The 17837-nt window shown below is 39.9% G+C and carries 15 protein-coding genes; 6 read left to right on the plus strand and 9 right to left on the minus strand.

What is annotated here, in order from left to right:
* The first annotated feature begins 6 nt into the window (after nt 1–6).
* Nucleotides 7–3324, plus strand: coding sequence for a DEAD/DEAH box helicase (locus B3E92_RS18630; protein ID WP_070565968.1), 3318 nt, complete (start codon nt 7–9; stop codon nt 3322–3324).
* Between the two features lie 71 nt (nt 3325–3395).
* Here the strand turns inward: B3E92_RS18630 and B3E92_RS18635 are convergent, their stop codons facing one another.
* Together B3E92_RS18635 and B3E92_RS18640 are read right to left on the minus strand one after the other, a co-directional pair.
* Nucleotides 3396–3692, minus strand: a complete 297-nt coding sequence (locus B3E92_RS18635) for a hypothetical protein (protein WP_286834793.1) — start codon at nt 3690–3692, stop codon at nt 3396–3398.
* A 290-nt stretch (nt 3693–3982) separates the two neighbouring features.
* A complete protein-coding gene (locus B3E92_RS18640; protein ID WP_286778456.1) occupies nt 3983–4468 on the minus strand; it encodes a hypothetical protein in 486 nt (161 codons plus the stop codon).
* A 130-nt stretch (nt 4469–4598) separates the two neighbouring features.
* Here B3E92_RS18640 and B3E92_RS18645 point away from each other — a divergent pair, with 130 nt between their 5' ends.
* From B3E92_RS18645 to B3E92_RS18655, 3 genes are read left to right on the plus strand one after another with little or no spacing between them, the layout of a single operon-like run.
* Nucleotides 4599–5045, plus strand: coding sequence for a MarR family winged helix-turn-helix transcriptional regulator (locus B3E92_RS18645; protein WP_083295940.1), 447 nt, complete (start codon nt 4599–4601; stop codon nt 5043–5045).
* Between the two features lie 48 nt (nt 5046–5093).
* A complete protein-coding gene (locus B3E92_RS18650) occupies nt 5094–6155 on the plus strand; it encodes an HlyD family secretion protein (protein ID WP_083295941.1) in 1062 nt (353 codons plus the stop codon).
* Nucleotides 6156–6157: 2 nt separating this feature from the next.
* Nucleotides 6158–7702, plus strand: coding sequence for an MFS transporter (locus tag B3E92_RS18655; RefSeq protein ID WP_286778457.1), 1545 nt, complete (start codon nt 6158–6160; stop codon nt 7700–7702).
* Here the strand turns inward: B3E92_RS18655 and B3E92_RS18660 are convergent, their stop codons facing one another.
* Both B3E92_RS18660 and radC read right to left on the minus strand, forming a co-directional pair.
* Nucleotides 7703–8452, minus strand: a complete 750-nt coding sequence (locus tag B3E92_RS18660; RefSeq protein ID WP_115046855.1) for a class I SAM-dependent methyltransferase — start codon at nt 8450–8452, stop codon at nt 7703–7705.
* 17 nt (nt 8453–8469) lie between these two features.
* Complete coding sequence (radC, locus tag B3E92_RS18665) at nt 8470–9168, minus strand: RadC family protein (RefSeq protein ID WP_070565979.1); 699 nt, start codon at nt 9166–9168, stop codon at nt 8470–8472.
* Between the two features lie 163 nt (nt 9169–9331).
* Between radC and B3E92_RS18670 the strand changes: the two genes are divergently transcribed.
* Both B3E92_RS18670 and B3E92_RS18675 read left to right on the plus strand, forming a co-directional pair.
* Nucleotides 9332–9790 (plus strand): peptidylprolyl isomerase, encoded by a 459-nt coding sequence (locus B3E92_RS18670; protein WP_046671802.1) that lies wholly within the window; start codon nt 9332–9334, stop codon nt 9788–9790.
* A 26-nt stretch (nt 9791–9816) separates the two neighbouring features.
* Entirely contained in the window at nt 9817–10221 is a 405-nt protein-coding gene (locus tag B3E92_RS18675) for a DUF5606 domain-containing protein (protein WP_070565981.1), read from the plus strand.
* 100 nt (nt 10222–10321) lie between these two features.
* On the opposite strand, the gene B3E92_RS18680 is transcribed toward B3E92_RS18675, so the two are convergent.
* The 5 genes from B3E92_RS18680 to guaB all read right to left on the minus strand — a co-directional run bounded on the left by B3E92_RS18680 (nt 10322) and on the right by guaB (nt 17701).
* On the minus strand, nt 10322–11254 hold the full coding sequence (locus B3E92_RS18680) for a hypothetical protein (protein ID WP_070565983.1): 933 nt from the start codon (nt 11252–11254) through the stop codon (nt 10322–10324).
* 128 nt (nt 11255–11382) lie between these two features.
* Nucleotides 11383–12708 carry a UDP-N-acetylglucosamine 1-carboxyvinyltransferase gene (murA, locus tag B3E92_RS18685; RefSeq protein ID WP_070565984.1) on the minus strand — a complete coding sequence of 442 codons (1326 nt, stop codon included), beginning with the start codon at nt 12706–12708 and terminating at the stop codon, nt 11383–11385.
* A 210-nt stretch (nt 12709–12918) separates the two neighbouring features.
* The gene (locus B3E92_RS18690) at nt 12919–13749 is read right to left on the minus strand and encodes a DUF4290 domain-containing protein (protein WP_070565986.1); all 831 of its coding nucleotides are present in this window, start codon (nt 13747–13749) and stop codon (nt 12919–12921) included.
* 53 nt (nt 13750–13802) lie between these two features.
* Complete coding sequence (locus B3E92_RS18695) at nt 13803–16082, minus strand: ATP-dependent helicase (protein WP_201638693.1); 2280 nt, start codon at nt 16080–16082, stop codon at nt 13803–13805.
* Nucleotides 16083–16225: 143 nt separating this feature from the next.
* Complete coding sequence (gene guaB, locus B3E92_RS18700) at nt 16226–17701, minus strand: IMP dehydrogenase (protein WP_115046845.1); 1476 nt, start codon at nt 17699–17701, stop codon at nt 16226–16228.
* Between the last annotated feature and the right edge of the window lie 136 nt (nt 17702–17837).

Raw genomic sequence — 17837 nt, forward strand, 5'->3', positions numbered from 1 at the left:
AGCATCATGGAATTCCATCAGTATACATTGACCGATATCGATTTCACCAAGGTGAGCCGTTATTCTTATTTTCCTTGGATGGACCTGACACTGGCCCATTTTCAGGTCAATGCGATGGAAATGGAGGTCAATCAGGCAACTTTTCGGGTACTGGAGAATTATACCGATTTTGAAGTGATGATCATCCATACGTTGCCCACAACAGCCGTCTTTTGCAATTGTCCACAAACAGGATTCTGCCGTCATCAAAAGGCGGCTTTAGGTAAACTATTTACACAGGAGAATTGGCTGGCATTTTTTGATCACAACCGCTATCAGCATCTCCTCAAGAAGGTTGCGGCACAATATGGACTGGAAAAGGAATCGTCTTTAGAAAACTATTTTTCAGCCCAGATCAAAGCAGGGAAGCTTGAGTTTCTATTAAAAGACAAACAGCTAACCTCTATTGATGACTTTGATCTAGTGGAGGAATCTCTTATCCCAAAAAAGGTCAAGACGACGGCCGAACAGCAGCATTATTTTGTGGTGTTAACGCGCAACCGGTACTACAAAAATCTACAAATACTCCTGTGTCAAGCTCCAATGACGAAATCCGGCCTACCTAAAAATCCGATTTCCGCCAGTGAGAGCCAGTCCCGTATCTGGCAAAGCAGCTCGATTGAGGAAATGCAATTTTACACCGCTGTTTACCAATTTTCTCAAGCTGTACAACAGGATATCGAAATCAGCTCCAGTCTGAAGGCGGTTGCAAAAAATCCGTTACACCTCGATTTTTATCTGCATGACTATGAAAAATCCGACAATATAACAGCCTCCACCTTATCGCCGGTTCAATTTAACCTAAACAAAGGTGAAATTAAGCTCTTCATTACAAAAAAAGGTGCGTTTTATACCATTCAAGGAGAAATTCATATTCATACGATAGCCTACAATTTACAGGATTTAGTCGTTCTTTTGGACCATTTCATTCTCATCAAAAATCAGCTTTTTCTGATTGAAAATAGATTTCACCTCAAGTTGATCCGTTTGTTTGGCAACAAAGGTGAGCAATTGTTGATCCATCAGCGTAAGTTCGAAGAATTCAACAGGTTGTTTTTGGAACAGATAGCACATTCCGTGGAGTTAAATTTTAAAGATATTCCCAAAGCAAGCAAGCCACAGTTGAAGGAAAATCTGTATTATCAGGACATGCAGCCATTTTTGTTTCTGGAAGAATCGGAAGATTTTGTCAACCTTATTCCTGTCATGCGTTATGGTGAGGTCGAAATTCCTATTTTAAGTAAGCGGAATATATTTGGTACAGACAGCAAGGGTACACAATTTTTGGTCGATCGGAAACGTGAAGCTGAAACAAAAGTTATTTCCCTGTTACTGAAGCAGCATCCCTATTTTCAGGAGCAAATGGATGAAGGAAGCTTTCAGCATTTTTATTTGCATCGCAAATACTTTCTGGACAGTAACTGGTTTCTGGATGCTTTTGAGGAGTGGCAACATCAGGGTATACAGATCATCGGATTTAATACGTTACGTGGAAATAAATTAAGCCGTTTTAAGGGAAAAATACATGTGGAGGTCCTCAGTGGACAAAATTGGTTCAACGCCAATATACAGGTCAAATTTGGCCCCAAAAGTGTCTCCCTAAAAAAACTTGAAAAGGCAGTACGGAACCGCTCGCAATTCATCACCTTGGATGACGGCACCCAGGGCATTTTACCGCAACAGTGGCTCGATAAATTTGAAGCCTATTTTAATGCAGCAGAATCGATAGCTGATGATTTCATTGAAATTCCAAAATACAAATTCAATGAAATCGATCAACTATTTGATCAGGCGGAGCTAGACCCCATCGTGTTGGCGGAGCTCAGCACGTTGAGAAAGCAGCTCGCTAATTTTTCTTCGCTATCCGAGGTCCAGCTACCTCCAACTTTTGTCGGAAACTTACGCCCTTATCAGCAACAAGGACTACAATGGCTGCATTTCTTGGATGGGCTTAACTTTGGCGGCTGTCTTGCCGATGACATGGGACTTGGCAAAACGATCCAAATATTAGCCTTTCTGGCTACTCAAAAAGCAAAGGGACAATCTGCACCAACATTACTTGTACTTCCCACGACCTTAATTTTTAATTGGCGGCATGAAATCCAGCAATTCCTTCCATCTTTCCAGACGTTGGTTTTAGATGGTCCAAATAGAATGGAAAAAGGGATGCAGTTTGAACAATATGACCTTGTTTTAATTTCTTATCACAACCTGCTGACGGATATCAATATGCTGAAAAAAATAACCTTCAATTATGTCATATTGGACGAATCGCAGCAAATCAAAAACCCGGATTCCCAGCGATACAAAACGGTAAATTTATTAAAATCAAGAAATCGCATTATTTTAACAGGAACTCCTATCGAGAATAATACGATGGATCTTTATGCCCAGCTTTCCTTTATTGTGCCGGGGCTACTAGGAAGCAAAAAATATTTCAAAGATGTCTATACGACTCCTATTGATGCTTTCCATGACCGCAAGAGAAAAAAAATGCTGAAAGAGAAAATAAAGCCTTTCATTCTCCGTAGAACAAAACAGGATGTATTACGTGATCTTCCTGCAAAAAATGAACTGATCCTTTACTGTGAGATGAAAACCGCCCAACGGCGAATTTATGATCTTTATGAAAAAGAGTTTCGGGATTTTATCTCAGCCAAAGATGGCGATGAAATCAAGAAAAGCCCCATGCATGTCCTAAAAGGTCTAACAAAATTGCGTCAGATATGTAATTCAAGCAAACTTCTCCAAAACGAAGATCTGACTACCGCTGCGGACTCTGCCAAAATCGAAATGCTTATCGAGCAGATTCAGCATAAAAAAGACCAGCACAAAATGATCGTGTTTTCACAGTTTGTCAGTATGCTCAACCTGATTAAAGAGGCTTTGGATAAACAGGGGATTCGCGCGTTGATGCTCACGGGCCAGTCCAAAAATCGAGGTAAATTGGTTAGTGACTTTCAATCCGACAAGGATATCCCCGTTTTTCTGGTTAGTCTAAAAGCTGGTGGTACCGGACTTAATCTTACCGCAGCCGATGTAGTGTACCTGGTAGACCCCTGGTGGAATCCTGCTGTTGAACAACAGGCGATCGACAGGATCTATCGCATGGGGCAACAAAAGACGGTTACCGCTGTTCGATTAATCAGCCCTAACACGGTCGAAGATAAAATTCAGACCTTACAGCAAAATAAAAAGGAAATTAGCAACAGTATTCTGGATGAGGGCGGAAGTTTAGATGCCTTTTATCTCGACAAAAGCTATTTAATGAATTTGCTACGCTAAACTATTGAAATCAAAAAAGGGGACATCGATCGATGTCCCCTTTTTTGATATAATTCGTTTTCAGCTGCTCTTTATTTTTTGTCAGAAATGTACGTTTTGTTACCATTTCCGTTGATATAATATTTGCCACCTTTTGGACCGAGATATATTGTATGGCCGTTGTATTTTTCACTTGTTGCTTTATCAGTTGTTGCTACGGCATCCTTTTTAACAGCAGTGGCTTGTTTTTCAGCTTTAGCACTTTCTTTTTTCACGGCTTTTTCCTTCGCTTCCATTGGTGCTGCTGGCGCTGTTTTTGTATCAGCCATCTTTTTCGTCTGCGTTGACTTTTCCTTGACCGCAACTTCCTTCTTCGCTGTAGCTTTCACCGGCGCTGCCTTCGTTTTCGTTTCGGCCTCGTTGGCTTTAGTCTTTACTTTTTGTTCAGACTTTTTGGCTTATTTTTCCATTTTTTTAGGAGCCGTTTGTGCATAGGATTGTCCCAATCCGACTGCAGCGATCAAAGCTAATGCAGCTGTGATTTTTTTGAAACGATTTATTGCTTTCATAACCCAATTGTTATTTAAATAATTGTAAATAAAAGCACAATACAAATGCCATATTTCGATTTAATTACCTGAAAAAATATTTTTTACAAATTTTTAACTTAGCCAAGGAATTATTCGACAACTTGTTTTCTAAATTTCGAATCAATTATATATTTTATCCCCTTTGCATCTATAAATACGGGCTTTCCATGGTAGTGCTCATTGCTCCTTCGATCAATGGCAACACGATACCGGGTGGGTGAACTAGTGGAGCTGTAGGTTATATTTCCAACCGATTCTCCAGGGCTCACGATTACTTCCGAACCTTCATATACGCGCTCACTCACCCTGCCCGTAAAACGCTGTTTTCCCGATGACGTTTTTACTTTCTCCTGCTGTTCCGGCCCTTTATCGATTGGCGCAACGTCTAAGCTCATCACATCTATCTGAGGGCTTAAAGGGAAGAATGGATCTACCCAGCGATATACAAAATGATAATCAGTCTCTAAATTATTAAAAGCATGCATTTGCTGCGCTCTTACAACACTTATCCCGCCTCCTAAAATCAGCAGTGGCAGTAGGCAACGTCTAAAGAAGATTAATTCAACTCTTAACATATCTTTTTTTCCTTTCGTTTAGGTGCTCCCAAATAAAATGCCATCTCTCTCTAAAGCATTCATCTTTAACACATTTTTAACTAAAGTAATTTAGTTTGATATTTAACTATTTTATATTTAACTTTGTACTATGAAAAACGAATCCATGAATCCAGTAAAACCCTTAGTGGATAGTATCATTGCTTTGCGAACGAGCTTAAAACAATACTATATCCAGAAAATAAAGGAACAGCAATTGGATATCACCTATGAAATGTTACAAGTATTGGCAGCACTGTGGAAAAAGGAGCAAATGAATCAGCAAGATATAGCCACAGCAATACAGAAGAACAAAGCAAGTGTCACTCCGTTGATCGATAATCTTTGTAAACGGGATCTGGTTAGACGCGTCAGCGATCCCAATGACAGGCGAAATAATTTAATCGAATTAACGGTAAAGGGAAACGAATATAGGACATTATTAGACCCTGTCCAACAAGACCTCTACCGTGTGATCCTGCAGGAGATATCAGAAAAAAAAGTATTGGAAATTACAGAAACTCTCGAAAAATTGACCGCAATTATTGATAAGCAATAGTATCGGGAGCCTTGATTTTCAGAAAAAAAGAAGATAAATAATTGAGTCATGAGCAATTCAACATTAAGTGAGAAAGAAATAAAACGAAGGCGGAAGATATGGATCATCAACATCCTATCTGCAGTCGTCATTGTGTTTACCATTATCTGGGGTATCTTAGTCTTTTTCCACATCAACGAATCTGTTTATACAGATGATGCCCAGGTAGATGCCCATATTACCCCTATAAATTCGCGTATCAGCGGTTATATCAAAGCAATTCGATTTGATGAGCATCAAAAAGTTCACAAAGGCGATACACTCGTCATTATTGATGATGCGGAGTACAGAATTTTATTACAAAATGCACAAGCCACTCTTGCCGATGCCAAAGCAAGTAAAACTATATCGCAATCTGGAATTGCCATTGCCAGCAATAGTACTGCGATAGCAAATGCCAATATCGATGAGATGAGAGCCCGGCTAGATAATATGGAATTGAATTATAGGCGTTACGAGAGTCTGGTGAAAGATGAAGCAGTAGCGCAATATCAATTCGATCAGGTAAAAGCAGATTATGAGGCCATGTTAGCCAAATATAAGGCACTTTTGGCGCAAGAGCGTGTATCGAAACTTAACACACATGAGTCTGAACAGAAGCTGTCGGTCAATGATGCCTCATTACTAAAGGCCGAATCTGCGATTGATCTAGCCAAGTTAAACCTTTCGTATACGGTTATCACGGCACCGTACGACGGTGTATTGGGACGGCGGACGATTGAAGAGGGTCAATTGGTGCAAAACGGTACGCCATTGGTCAATATTGTACGTGATGAGCAGAAATGGATTACCGCAAATTATACCGAAAGTCAACTAAAAAATATTGCCCTCGGGGCAAAAGTCAACATTGAAATTGATGCATTGGCCGGGAAGACATTTGAAGGTGAAGTAGCCGCCATATCCGAAGCAACAGGATCTAAGTATTCTGCTGTTCCGGTTGACAATTCTACGGGGAACTTTGTTAAGGTACAACAGCGCATTCCGGTTAGAATTAATTTTACAGCATCCAATACCCCAAAAGATCTCGCCATGCTTCGCGTAGGTATGAATGCTATCATACGTATTAAATAATCATGAAAGATCGTATATTCAGAGATTGGTTGAGTTCAGGTTGGGAATTGTTCTTTCTGTTTGTACTCAATATTTTATTTTCGTTCAATAATGGAATCCCAACATCCATTAACACGTATGTCATGAATGGATACGCCGGTATCACTGCAGATCTGAGTATGGCTACATATTGTTATTATGCAGGAATGGTATGTGCCATACCACTGGTATTTAGGTTGTTGAAATTATTTTCCAAAAAGACGATATTAATTGTATCTATCTTCATTATCCTCGCTTCCAATGCGGTTTTGGAACATGCTAATAATGGTGTTAACATCTGTATGGCCACATTTTTTATCGGGAGTGCCAAGATTATTGTCACGATGGCTATCATTGGGGAAATGATCCCTTTTCTCATGCCACGTGGAGAACGGTATCAATTATATGCAGTCTACTACCCCATGACAATGATCATTCCTGCCTTGGCAAGTTATGTATCTGTTCTATTTGCAACACGTTTCTATTGGGAAACTGTCTTTTTATTTCAAAATATACTACTTGCAGTAGCGTTGTTAATCTGCATCATCTTTATGAAATCGTCAGATTTTAAAAAGGTACCGCTGTATCAATATGACTGGTTTGGAAGTATTTTACTTTGTATTTCATTATTGAATTTTGCCTATTTCAGCACATATGGTCTGACACAAAATTGGTTTCATTCCAGGTTTATTTTGGTCACCGGAATCGCATCGCTCTGTTTTTTTATACTTTTTATAAATAGAAGTGTACTAATCCGAAAATCACTCTTAAATTTTGAAGCCTTTTCAACACGGATTCTGCCTATCTCCATTGGAACAATTTTTATTTTCGGCATTTTTTATAGCTCGACCTCGCTGTACTCCTCCCTTTTGGGAATTACGCTTGGTACAAACCCCTTGGAAGTCGCCGAAATAAATACCTATGTAATTCCTGGTTATATGATCGGCGCAGTAATCGCTTATATTTATTTCAAAATAACAAAGAAATGCAAGTTCATTTTGGCATTCTCCGCAGCGTGTTATGCCCTATCTTGCTTTTTCTTTGCAAGGATTATTGACCAACATACAAACTCGGCTTTGTTCTATCTCCCTTTGACATTAAGAGGAATGGGCGTGATCACTTCCTACATTGGAATAGGCGTATATATGGCCGGCAATATTCCCAGTAAATATTACCTCTCTGGCTTAGTATTTTTGATTCTTACACGTTCATTTTTGGTGCCTGTAGTCTGGTCAAACATCATTGCCAATTGGTATTACCACCTACAGATCCTTAATGCCAATAATCTTGCTGGTATAATCGATCGAACAAATAGCTTGGTGCTACAAAGAGGAAATATAATGAAATCGGTCCAAGTCCAAGCCTCGCTACTATCCATACGCGACGCCTACTCCGGGCTATTTATTATCGGGGTAATCCTAACGTTATTCATCTTAATCTTCCCTTTTCATTCTTCGCCTATACGAAGAGTTTTCGACTGGAAGAGAAAAAATGCAACGAAAGAAGCTTTGCAAATTCCTATTTCTTAGTTAACTGTTATAAATTTCAGTAATATACTTGAATACGATACGCTCAGCGATTGCGTACTTATCGAAAAGTGTACGGAGATCGTCATAGAGCGTTTTGTTTTCAGCCTGCTCTTTTGGAAAATAGGATGATGAACGTACTCTTCCCAAGAACGACCGAAGATCCAATATCTGTTGGTTTGGCAAGGTTATTTTGATCATTGGACGTGGTGAAAAAAATTGTTTGAGATCATCGTCACTGATATTTTTGTGACTGACAGATTGATAGCTTGGTATATGGCTGAGCAGAAAATCTTCGTATTCCTGTTGAAAAGCGTCGTCCGGATCACGCTGGTTCCAAACCAACACAATATGTCCATTTTCGGTGAGGATGCGGGCGAACTCCCTTTTACATGCATCCCGATCAAACCAATGAAACGATTGACCCGCAAAAATAAGATCGACACAGCCAGACTCAATGGATGTACTTTCGCCGGTGGCATTCAGCGCGATTAAATTCCGATAGGTTTTAAAATGATGCAATAAAGATTCACGCATTTTCCGATTGGGTTCAACAGCAAAAACGTCATTTCCATTTTCGAGAAAAAGTTGCGTAGATAGCCCAGTGCCACTACCAATATCGGCAACCAACCATTTTTTATCCAGCCCTATCTGTTCTTTAAGTACTTGAATAATCTCTTTTGGATAACAAGGTCTAAATTTCTCGTAATCGACAACCCGGTCTGTGAATCTATCAATACTGTTTTTGTTCATACTAAGAATTACTGTAACTAGTCGATTATACCTTCGTCTTTAAAACTATAATAGCCGTTATCGGTAAAGATTAAATGATCGGCAACTCTAATATCCATAATTTTAGAGGCTTCAACAATTTTTTGCGTCAGAATTTTGTCAGCATTGCTGGGATACAAGGTGCCCGATGGGTGGTTATGAACTAAAATAATGGCATGTGCTTTAAGGCTGAGTGCGGAGCGTAAAATTATCCGGACATCGACCGGCGTAAAATCATTACCACCACGGCCGATGAGCTGTTTGTCCAATATTTTATACCCCGTATTCAAATACAGAGTCCAAAACTCTTCATGAGGCAGATCCTGCAGGATGGGTTTCATCAAGTTGTAAACGAAGCGGCTGCTATTTACCAGCTTTCGTTCTTCTGCAGGCAGGTCGTTTTTGCGGCGGGCGAGCTCCAATGCCGCAATAATGGCGATGGCTTTTGCTTCACCTATCCCTTTATATAGGCTCAGTTCCGAGACCTCCATCATCGAAAGGGTGTGCAGGTTATTTTTGACATCAGCCAATATGCGTCGACATAATTCGACAGCACTTTCATTTTTGGAACCAGAGCCGATCAGGATAGCCAATAATTCGGCATCTGTAAGCGCCCTACGCCCCTGGCTCAATAGCTTCTCTCTCGGGCGGTCGGCCTCTGCCCACTCCCGAATGACTAGTTTGTACGGATTTGACATCTAAAGTTAATTATAATTGGCTAGCGTACATAAATATACAAAAAATAGCTAATTAATATCCTGAGAAATACACAATCTATCAATTAAAAAAAATTGGCAATCGCGATTTACTTCACATTTCACTCTGAAACGTTATCTTTGTATTTCATAAAAATTTTTGAATATGAGTAAAGCGATTATTAAAACAGAAAAAGGCGACATGACTGTGGAGTTCTACACAGCTGATGCTCCAAATACAGTAGCCAATTTTATCAAACTTGCTAAATCAGGATATTATGATGGATTAGCGTTTCACCGTGTGATCCCTGATTTCGTTATCCAAGGTGGATGTCCAAATTCACGTGAAGGTGCTGCTGGAATCCCTGGAACAGGTGGACCTGGTTATAAAATTGACTGTGAACTAACAGGCGAAAACCAATACCACGATAGAGGTGTATTGTCTATGGCTCATGCAGGTCGTAATACAGGTGGTTCGCAATTTTTCATCTGTCATAGCCGTAACAACACTGCGCACTTAGATCGTAACCATACTTGTTTTGGAAAAGTAATCGAAAACGTAGACATCGTTGACGATATCAGACAAGGTGACCGTATTTTATCAATTGAAGTTATCGAAGATTAATTCTTGGAGATTTAAATAATATTAAAATGAATTTAAGAGCATTAGTATCCGTAACTGGTAAACCAGGATTGTTCAAATTGGTTGGACAAAATAAAGGTGGTTTTATTCTAGAAACCCTTGATCAAGCAAAAATTAAAACTGTAGTAAGTTTATCTTCTACAAAAATGGCGACTTTGGAAGATATCACAATCTATGGTGAAGAAGAAGAAATTCGTCTATTGAATATTTTTGAAACAATCAAAGAGAAAGGCATCGCTCTACCAGATACAAAATCTGATGGCGCTACTTTAAGAAATTTCTTCCGTGAAGTAGCTCCTGGCCATGATGAATCACGTGTTTATTCTTCGGATATTAAAAAGGTAATCACATGGTACAACATTATCAAGGAATTCCCTTTATTTGAAGAAGAAGCACCAGCTCCTTTAATGTAAACTTTTACATATAGCCCAAATAAAAAAGGAGTTGATCAAATGATCAACTCCTTTTTTATGGTGTTTTCTTTTCAATGATGTTTCCTTGATGTGTTGTTTCCTAATGAAACACTACATAAAGTACATTTTTTTCGATGTTCTTTTGATCCTTGGCCCCATCAAGCTTAACATGTGCTTTTGTTACCTCAAATTCTTTGGGTTCAAATTTCTTTTCGACAACGGCAGTGGTCGTAAAGCGCAAAAGGGAATTTTCATCCGCATTGAGATAGGCATCAATTTCAAGTATGCCTTCGTTTTCGTCAAACACATAAGGATGCAACACATTGATTCCTTTCGGAATACGTGGACTTTTCCAGACAACAAATTTAGGGAGCGTCTTATCGCTTGCATCAATTTTATTGTAAATAGCCTGCTGACAGGTAATTCCGGCAATTACTTTTGTTTTTCCGGTCTTATCGATCATATACTCTTTGGGATTTATGCGTATCTGCACTTTCGCCAATCCATTAAGTCTCCCTTCAGGATAGTTCAGCCCTACATGGATAGCCTCATTTTCGCTATTTGCTAGAAAAACCTCGCCTAAGCCTTTGTTATAATTCACATAATTTTCCAGGCGGTAAGTCAGGCCTTCAGCATTCGATTTTGCTTGCTGTTGATCAAATTTAATTTCCATCTTGCGTAAAGGAACAAGCATCAGCTCCATGCGCTGCAGGGGATTTTCAATATCAAAGCTATCTTTCTTTATCTGTTCCGCCTGAGGTAGTGCGGATATCGCTTTCCACAATGCAGCAGGTGAACTATCATTGGTCAGATTCATCAACTTGATCAGTTCAGCAAAAGGCATATTAGGAAAAGTAACTTTTTGTACGATTACCGCAGCATTGATCCGTTTAGAAGAGCGGATATCCGTTGTTGTATTTGATTCTTCATGTAGCTTAACCTCTTTAGGTGTAGAGGATTGACAATTGTGAAAAAGAAGCACTATGCCTAATAATGGGAAAACTAAGGCGTACTTTTTTAGATATTTTTTCATATCTATAGCTGTTTAAATGTAGTATAGACAAATTTACCTTATTTGACGCAGATATCACAAAAAAAGCCCCAGAATTTATATCCGGAGCTTCTTTTATCTTACACTAGCACATAGGCTATTCGCTTTAATTAATGACCTTTTGGTTCGGCATCGATACGTTTAATATCTGCTCCTAATTTACGCAAGCGTTCTTCGATATCTTGATAGCCACGTTCAATCTGTTCGATATTGTGGATCACAGATTTTCCTTTAGCAGATAGGGCTGCAATCAATAAAGAAACCCCGGCACGAATATCTGGCGAAGTCATCTCAATACCTCTCAGATGATGTGATTTATTCAGTCCAATAACGGTTGCGCGGTGCGGATCGCACAAGATAATCTGAGCCCCCATATCGATCAATTTGTCCACGAAGAACAAACGGCTCTCGAACATTTTTTGGTGGATCAATACGTTTCCTTTTGCCTGAGTCGCCACAACAAGTACGATACTTAATAAATCGGGCGTAAAACCTGGCCAAGGTGCATCTGAAATCGTCAGGATAGATCCATCGATAAATGTATCGATTTCATACGATTCTTGCGCTGGAATAAAAATATCATCACCGCGTAATTCAAACTTGATGCCTAAGCGCGAAAATACAGATGGAATAACACCCAGTTCTTCAAAACAGACATCTTTAATGGTGATTTCTGAACCTGTCATTGCTGCAAGGCCGATGAAAGAACCTATTTCAATCATATCAGGCAACATGCGGTGTGAAGTTCCCCCCAGACGCTCTACGCCTTCGATGGTCAACAAATTAGATCCAATACCGGATATTTTAGCCCCCATGCGATTCAACATCTTACATAGTTGTTGTAAATAAGGCTCACAAGCAGCGTTGTATATCGTTGTTGTCCCTTTTGCCAATACAGCAGCCATCACGATATTTGCCGTACCCGTTACAGAAGCTTCGTCCAAAAGGATATAACTTCCTTTTAACTCCGTTGCATCAACGTTAAAAAAATGGGTAGTCGCATCGTACACAAACTTAGCACCCAATTTTTCAAAACCCAAAAAGTGGGTATCTAATCGTCTACGTCCGATTTTATCACCCCCCGGTTTCGGAATAGCGGCTTTTCCGAATCGAGCCAACAAAGGACCGACAATCATGATAGAGCCACGCAACCCACCGCCTTTTTCTTTAAATTCGGGTGACTGGAAATAGTCTATATTTATATCTTTAGCTTCAAAAACGTATGTGTCCTTATCTATGCGATCAATTTTAACACCTAAAGCAGCCAATAGATCGATCAACTTATTGACATCCTTAATATCTGGGATATTACTGATGGTCATAGGTTCTTCTGTCAGTAAAACTGCAGAAAGGATCTGTAAGGCCTCATTTTTTGCTCCTTGAGGAATAATCTCTCCCTTTAACGGTTTTCCACCGATTATTTCAAATGCGTTCATTTATATATAAGTGATATCTTCTTAGTGTCATACCCCTGTTCTTGTATTTGTCTCGGGATATTTAGCCTTCCGCCCAACATACCGGGATCGGAGACCAAAGAACCTTGTTTTTTTATAAAACAGCGCGATTCTTAAAAAAAGAAGGCAATTGTAAAGAAATCTGTTAATCACTTCGCAATTGCCTGCTTCTTTAAACAAAATCTTTAAGAACTAGCCTCGTTTATTATTATAATTACCCTGCGGCTTTCTGTTTCTGTTATTGTTGTTATTGTTGTCCCTACCGTAGCTGTTGTTATTGTTGTCTCGACTATAGCTGTTGTTATTGCTTCCGTAGTTATTGCGCTTCGTATTATTGTTGTTGTTACTTGTCATACGAGGCTTGCCTCCACCTTTCGACTGGTGACCGGAATTATTATTATTGTTATTGTTATTATTTCCGCCTGAGTTACTGTTAGCCGGACCTTTAACGCGATTTCCCGGAGGCGGAGTTTTAAAGTCAAGTTTGGTCAATACGGTACCTTCTGGTAAGGTCAATTGATAACCTGACAACTCTTTGAGATCCTGGATGATCAACTCGTCTGAAACAGAATCCTTATTCCAGGTCAGGTAAGCCATTTTCATAAAATTAGCGATACCGATGACCATCTGCTCTCTTTTGGCTTCGTCATTGGCCAATAACGCCTTTTCAATCATTTTCTCTACGGTAAAACCATAGTGCTTGAATCTAATGGAATGCTGCGGATAGCCTAAATGCTCAACTTCGTGTTTCACACTTTTCGCTGTGGCAATTGGATAAGGCGAGTCGATATCCAATTTAAAATCAGAGATAATCTGTAGGTGATCCCACAGTTTATGTTTAAAATCAGACACGTCTCTCAAATGTGGGTTCAATACCCCCATCATATCGATTACAATCTGCGCATGTTTATTTCTTTCTTCCTTTGTGGGTAAAGTACAGATGTAATCTACCATATTTTGCACATTGCGACCATATTCTGCAAGGATCAATTTTGGTCTAGTGCTGTTGTAGTCAAAGTTCATATAGCTAATATAAGTACCTAATTAAACGATTAAGATATCGTTTTGGTATTTTATTATTGAATTATTCTAAGTTTTGCAAATTTAAGCAACAATTGTTTCTGTCCCAATTCCTTAAAGAAAATAGTTGCTTTTATATCTCCTTTGTTTCCTTCGAGATTCACAACTTTGCCAAATCCAAAGCGTTCATGTTCAACTTCCATGCCGACCTGAAGATTTGATGTATCTGAAGGAGCAAAACCCGCAGTAGGTTTGTGGGCTTTCGGCAGTATCGATGTCGTTTTAACCATGGGCTTAGGCTTAGGTTTAGAAAACGTATCATCACTGTCCTTTTGCTGCCATGCAATTCGTTCGCCTTGAAAACTTCCGGCTGAGGCAGAAGTTTGTCGTGGTTTAAAATCCAATGCAAGACATGCCGGATTCAATTCATCCAAGAAGCGACTGGGTTCGCAGTTATTCAGCGTTCCCCAACGATATCGCGAAGTAGCATACGAAAGTAGTAATTTTTTTTCAGCTCTCGTAACGGCAACATAAAAAAGTCTTCGTTCCTCTTCCAGTTCCGACCTGGAATTCAACGACAACTGGGAAGGAAATAGGTTTTCTTCTAAGCCTACAATAAAAACAATCGGAAATTCCAAGCCTTTGGAAGAGTGGATGGTCATCAATGATACAGTATCCGCATTTGGATCTTTATCATTATCGTCGTTTGTCAACAGGGCAATATCCTGCATATAGACATCAAGTCCACGTTCTTCGATATCTTCCCGTTCCGAAAATTCCTTGATACCATTGAGGAGTTCCTGGATATTTTCGTAACGTGCCAACCCCTCTACCGATTTGTCTTCGTACAATTCTTTCAGAATACCGCAGTGCTGCGCAATATGCATTGCGGTATCAAATGCGTTATTGTTTTTGGCCAGGGCCTGAAAACTCTGAATCATCTGTGCAAAACCACCGACAGACGTTGCGCTACGCCCATCTAGAAACTGGGCTGCATTTGCAACAACATCCCATATACGATACTGATTCTGATCTGCAGCGATCATGATCTTTTCCATCGTCGTATCCCCTATCCCTCTACGCGGGTAATTGATCACACGCTTGAGTGCTTCCTCATCATTCGGGTTGAAGGTAAGTCTGAAATACGCGATCAGATCTTTAATTTCTTTCCGTTGATAAAAAGACGTACCACCATAGATTTTATAAGGGATATTGATTTTGCGTAAGGCCTCCTCCATAGCCCTGGATTGGGCATTGGTACGATACAGAATAGCAAAATCCTTATAATTAAGCCCTTTTAACGATTTCTCTTCAATGATCTGGTCGGCGACGATCTTACCTTCCTCATTGTCAGAGAAAGCACGTGAAACCTTGATCTTTTCGCCTTCTTCATTATCCGAGAAAACATTTTTCTCCAATTGATTCTGATTATTGGCAATCACCGAATTGGCCGCATTCACGATCATCTTCGTAGATCGATAATTCTGCTCCAGTTTAAAGATCTTCACATCCGGATAATCTTTTTGGAAATTCAGGATATTCTGAATATTTGCGCCACGAAATGCATAGATTGATTGTGCATCATCCCCAACCACACAGATATTTTCGTTGACTGCTGCCAGGCGTTTGACAATAAGGTATTGCGAGAAGTTGGTATCCTGGTACTCATCGACCATCAAGTAACGAAATTGATGCTGGTATTTATGCAGTACCTCTGGATGTTTATTTAACAATACATTCGTTTTAAACAACAGATCATCAAAATCCATTGCCCCAGCACGGTAACAGCGCTGTGCATAGGTCATATAAATCTGTCCCAGTTGACCACGACCATTGGAAATATCCTCGGCCAATATGGCTTCATTCTTATTATATTCCTGCGGTGAGATCAGGTTATTTTTTGCCTGTGAGATACGTCCGTACACATGATTGACATTATACAGCTTATCATCGAGATTCATTTCCTTTAAAATGGCACGCAACAAACTTTTGGTATCATCCGTATCGTAGATGGTAAAGTTTCTGGGATAACCGATCAATTCAGCTTCTACACGGAGTATTTTTGCAAACACCGAGTGGAATGTTCCCATCCAAATATTTTTCGCTTCGCTCCCAACAACAGAAACGATACGCGCGCGCATCTCTTTGGCCGCTTTGTTGGTAAATGTTAATACCAAGATATTGAATGGATCAACACCTTTTCGAATCAAGTGTGCGACACGATAGGTAATGACCCGTGTTTTTCCTGAACCAGCTCCCGCAACAATCATCACAGGACCTTCTGTTTGCTCTACGGCTCCTCGTTGTGAAGGGTTTAAACCCGCTAAATAATCCAAATTAACTCCTTAAATTTTAAAACCTGAGAATAGGGTATAAAAGTACAAATTTCCTGTTGATCACTCAGGCTATTTTGCTAATATTTTTACACAAAAAAAACCGATAATCAAGATTATCGGTTTTTATATCATCCAAGCAACATCTAGCCTCTGCTGTTATAATTTGGTGCTTCCTTCGTAATGGAAATATTATGTGGATGGGACTCTCTCAGCCCTGCTCCTGTAATACGGACAAATTGTGCTTCCTGTAATTTTTCAATTGTTGCAGCACCACAGTAGCCCATAGAAGCGCGTAATCCACCAATGTATTGATAAACAACCTCAGCCAATGTACCTTTATAGGGAACACGTCCCACAATACCTTCGGGAACCAATTTTTTGATATCATCTTCTACGTCTTGGAAATAACGATCTTTCGATCCTTTTTCCATGGCTTCGATTGAGCCCATGCCGCGGTAAGATTTAAACTTACGTCCTTCATAGATAATTGTCTCTCCAGGAGCTTCTTCCACGCCTGCGAATAGAGAACCAGCCATAATTGTGCTTGCTCCGGCTGCGATTGCTTTCGCAATATCACCAGTCTGTTTGATACCTCCGTCTGCGATCAATGGCACGCCAGTTCCTTTAAGGGCTTTGGCAACTTCATATACGGCATAAAGCTGCGGAACACCGACACCAGCGATAATACGGGTTGTACAGATAGAGCCCGGTCCGATACCTACTTTTACAGCATCTGCACCTGCTTCAGCCAAAGCTGTTGCTGCTGCACCTGTTGCAATATTTCCAACGATTACCTGTAGGTCAGGGAACTGCGATTTCACCAATTTCAACTTATCGATTACACCTTTAGAATGCCCATGTGCTGTATCGATTGTAACCACATCCACACCTGCTTTCACCAAAGCCTCCACGCGGTCAAGGGTATCTGGTGTAACGCCTACTGCCGCACCAACCAATAAACGACCATGGCTATCTTTGGCAGCATTTGGGTAATGCTTATATTTTTGTATATCTTTAAAGGTAATCAAGCCTTTCAAAATACCTTCTTCATTGACTACTGGAAGTTTTTCGATTTTTTCGTTTTGAAGAATTTCTTCCGCTTTCACTAAATCCGTTCCTTCGGGAGCAACCACAAGATTTTCCTTGGTCATCAATTCATTGATGGGACGGCTCATATCTTTTTGGAAACGAAGATCACGATTCGTCACAATACCGACCAATTGACCTTTTTCGTTCACAACAGGGATTCCACCAATCTTGTGCTCCTTCATAATATTGAAGGCATCACCCACCGTTGCTGTTGCCAATAACGTAACTGGATCCTGAATCATACCGCTCTCAGAGCGTTTTACTTTACGTACTTCAGCAGCTTGTTCTGCAATAGTCATGTTCTTATGTAACATACCAATACCGCCAGCTTGTGCAATCGCAATCGCCAAATCAGCACCGGTTACCGTATCCATTGCTGCAGAAACCAATGGAATATTTAATTTGATTTTTTTTGTTAGCGAAGTGCTCGTATCAACGTCACGGGGTAAAATTTCAGAATAAGCTGGAATTAATAAGACGTCGTCGTAAGTGAGACCTTCTGCTACGAATTTTTGTGGATCTAATTGCATGGCAAATATGTATTGGGTTTTCTATTTGCCAGGCAAATTTAAGAAAAATAAGCAATAATAAAAAATAAAAGATACAAATTACAATCGGAAGACAAATTAGAAACGTTATGAATTAAGACTACATGACGGCCCCTAT

This window comes from Sphingobacterium sp. UBA6317 (assembly GCF_002440385.1).
GTDB classification, from domain to species: domain Bacteria; phylum Bacteroidota; class Bacteroidia; order Sphingobacteriales; family Sphingobacteriaceae; genus Sphingobacterium; species Sphingobacterium multivorum.